This window comes from Sphingomonas sp. 66-10 (assembly GCF_001897045.1).
Taxonomy (GTDB): Bacteria; Pseudomonadota; Alphaproteobacteria; order Sphingomonadales; family Sphingomonadaceae; genus Sphingomonas; species Sphingomonas lycopersici.
In genome coordinates, this window is record NZ_MKRR01000160.1 from 50,012 (window position 1) to 50,942 (window position 931).

Here is a 931-nt window from a genome sequence, read left to right on the forward strand (position 1 = left end):
TTGGCGATGTCGCCATTTTCGGCGACTTCCATCGCGCCGAGCACGGTCAGGTCGATGTGCCCGCCGCGGATCATCGCGAAGCTCTGCTCGGAGCCGAAATAGACCGATTGCGGCAGCTCGCTGATCGTCTGCTTGCCGGCGTTGATCAGATCGGGGTCGACCTCGTCGTCATAAGGGAAGGGCCCGATCCCGAGCATCCCGTTCTCCGACTGCAGCGTCACTTCCACCCCGGCCGGGATATGGTTGGCGACGAGCGTCGGGATGCCGATGCCGAGGTTGACGTAGAAACCGTCCTGCAATTCGCGTGCGGCGCGTGCCGCCATCTGGTTGCGATCCCAAGCCATCACGCATTCTCCCGCTGGCGGGTGGTTCGGAATTCGATCTTCTTGTCGTAGGGCGCGCCGACGATCAGCCGCTTCACGTAGATGCCGGGCAGATGGATCGCATCGGGATCGAGGCTGCCGACCGGCACCACTTCCTCGACCTCGGCGACGCACACCTTGCCCGCGGTCGCCATCGGCTGGTTGAAGTTGCGCGCGGTCTTGCGGAAGATGAGGTTGCCCGCCTCGTCGGCCTTCCAGCCCTTGATGATGCTGAGATCGGCGCGGATCCCGCGTTCCAGGATATATTCCTGCCCGTCGAACACCTTGACCTCCTTGCCCTCGGCCACCTGGGTGCCGACGCCGGTCTTGGTGTAGAAGCCGGGGATCCCCGCCCCGCCCGCGCGGCAGCGCTCGGCGAGCGTGCCCTGCGGGCAGAATTCGACCTCGAGCTCGCCCGCCAGATATTGCCGCTCGAACTCCTTGTTCTCGCCGACATAGGAGGAGATCATCTTCCTGACCTGGCGCGAGCGGAGCAGCTTGCCGAGCCCCTCGCCGTCGATCCCGGCGTTGTTGCTGGCGATGGTGAGGTCCTTGGTCCCGGCGGCGAG

2 protein-coding genes are annotated in these 931 nt (G+C 65.2%); both read right to left on the reverse strand.

Annotation, left to right across the window (positions count from 1 at the left end; genetic code table 11):
• Positions 1 to 344: CoA-transferase (locus BGN95_RS25010; protein WP_502688352.1), on the reverse strand; the 344-nt coding region annotated here is incomplete at its 3' end.
• Positions 344 to 931, reverse strand: a 588-nt coding sequence (locus BGN95_RS25015) for a CoA transferase subunit A (protein WP_286774363.1), incomplete at its 5' end; no start/stop codon positions are given. The genes BGN95_RS25015 and BGN95_RS25010, both read right to left, overlap by 1 nt.